The 2635-nt window shown below is 32.4% G+C and carries 2 protein-coding genes; both read left to right on the top strand.

From position 1 onward, the window contains the following. The first annotated feature begins 180 nt into the window (after positions 1-180). Complete coding sequence (locus tag BM308_RS13050) at positions 181-444, top strand: DUF1653 domain-containing protein (RefSeq protein WP_074945809.1); 264 nt, start codon at positions 181-183, stop codon at positions 442-444. Between the two features lie 537 nt (positions 445-981). After that, complete coding sequence (locus tag BM308_RS13055) at positions 982-2436, top strand: AAA family ATPase (RefSeq protein WP_074945811.1); 1455 nt, start codon at positions 982-984, stop codon at positions 2434-2436. Positions 2437-2635 lie beyond the last annotated feature (199 nt).

Consider the following 2635-nt stretch of genomic DNA (forward strand, 5'->3'; position numbering starts at 1 on the left):
GATAAAGATTTAATATAAAAATATTATCAATAATGTTAATAAAACCACAAAATTTAGGTAAAAATAGAGGGCGACCTTTTTAGTCACCCTCTTTTCTTTTGAAACGCAAGGCTAAACTGGTGGTAAAATCATCCGAACCATTCTCGTTCAAAGCATAAAACAAAATATTTGGAGAAAACAATGAGCAGAGCTGAACCAACTAACGGAGAGATTTTTAGGCACTTCAAAGACAACTATTACCACATCATCTGTGTTGGACATCATTCAGAGACAGAGGAGCGAATGGTGGTCTACGAAAGAATCTCCAAGGAGGATTATCTTCGCGACAAGTCTGTTAAGCCTGTAATGGAGCCATGTATAAGACCGCTAGAGATGTTTATGTCAGAGGTGGACCATGTGAAGTATCCTGACGTAAAACAGAAATATCGTTTTGAAAGGATTTAATGTCGAAATCAATAACTGGGGAAGTGGAAATTCTGGTGGAGGTGGAGGGAGAAATTACTATAAAATTATTTTATAAATCAGCAAAATAAACTTTTACTACAAAAAACTACAGCTTTTAGTTTAAAGCCCCTCCACTATACAGTCGAGAGCTGTCCCATTCACTACAGTGAATTCTTTGCCCAATTAGGATATAGGAACATCTAAATCACAATCTGATTACATTATTATATTTTTCGATGACAGATAAAATTACACTTGTTATCGAAAATTATAATTATTATTCTCCCTAAATATAGATCCATTGTTATGTATATTTTTCGATGAGAATAGAATTTACATTCTCAGCGAAATATATAATTTGTTGCGAGCAAAAACCAATATATATTACAGCTATACTTTTCGATAATAGTATAAATATGTATTTACACCGATATTTTTAATTCAATATTACTGGAAAAAAAGAAATCTCATTATTATAATTTTCGATGAGAATATTAATATTTAATTTCATCGAAAGTTATAGATAAAGGATAAGCTATGCTAATCGGTCGTGAAAAGGAAATAAACATATTAAATGATTTATATCATAGTGAAGAAGCCGAACTTATTGCTTTATATGGTAGACGTCGTGTAGGGAAAACCTATCTGATTGATGAAGTATTTTCGAATAAGATAAGTTTTCGTCATGCAGGATTATCTCCTATTGATAGAGAAAATAAAAATGTGAAAACAAACTTGATGAAAGACCAGCTGACACATTTCTTTAGATCTCTAACTATGCAAGGCTATAAGGGGAAAAAAACACCTGAATCATGGCTAGACGCATTTTATATGCTTGAAGATCTTCTTATGGAGAAATCTAAGGACAATGAAAGAAGTGTTGTTTTTTTAGACGAGATGCAATGGCTAGACACTCCTAGAGCTAAATTTATGACTGGTTTCGAGGCTTTTTGGAATGGATGGGCTTGCCACAGAAAGAACCTTATGGTGATTGTTTGTGGAAGTTCAAGTTCCTGGATTCTCAACAACATCGTAAACAATCACGGTGGACTTTATGGCAGAGTTACATACGAAATAAAACTTAGACCTTTCTCCCTTAAAGAATGCGAACAATTCTTTACAGCAAAGGAGATCTGTATGTCTCGCTATGATTTAATCCAAGCATACATGATGGTTGGAGGAATTCCGTATTATCTAAGGTATTTCAACAAAAGATTAAGCTTGGCACAAAACATCAACGCCATTTTCTTTGCAGATGAAGCTCCATTAAAAGATGAATTTAATCGAATTTTTGCTTCACTATTTAAAAATGCAGAACCAATTAAACAAATAATTAAAGCAATAGCATCAAAGAATAAAGGCATAACTAGAAAAGAATTGTCTGAAATAACCGGAGTTACAGACAGCGGAGAGGTTACAAGACAACTCAAAGCATTAATTGCCGGAGATTTTATTATCAAATATAAATCGTTTGGTGACAGCAAAAGAGATGAAATATACAAATTGATTGATCCTTTCTCTTATTTCTATTTAACATTTTTAGATAAAGCCATCGATAACAGAAATATTGATTGGATTAATATAGAAGACTCAAACCGAGTTCTCACATGGAAAGGATATGCCTTTGAGAATGTTTGTTGGAATCACATACCTCAGATTAAAATGGCCCTTCAGATTGGAGGAGTATCTACAACAGAAGCACTATGGTCAAAAAGAGGAGACGAAAACACAAGAGGAACACAAATTGATTTAATAATTGTCAGAAAAGACAATGTAGTACACATGTGTGAGATAAAATTTTACAATGACGAATTTGAAGTTGATAAGGATTACCACTTAATTCTAGAAAGACGAAAAAAAATGCTCCGCGAACATATTTCTAAAAGAGCAACTATTCACAATACTCTTATAACTACGTACGGATTAAGAAAAACAAATTATTTTGGTGATTTTGTTCATGTATTAACAATTGATCAGCTTTTTGAAAATTAACATGAAACATAAAAATAGAAACAGCTCTCTTCAAGCTGCATCAAGGACCTGTACTTTGCAAAGTAGGTACAACGTATTCTAATCAAATCTCACAAAAAATTTAAATAACAATCAGTTAGATATTTTTTTAGTGCTATAATGTAGGTATTATATAGTTGTACCTACAAAGATATTTTATTATGAGTAAAATTGCTCCTCT

Source organism: Succinivibrio dextrinosolvens (genome assembly GCF_900116345.1).
GTDB classification, from domain to species: domain Bacteria; phylum Pseudomonadota; class Gammaproteobacteria; order Enterobacterales; family Succinivibrionaceae; genus Succinivibrio; species Succinivibrio dextrinosolvens_B.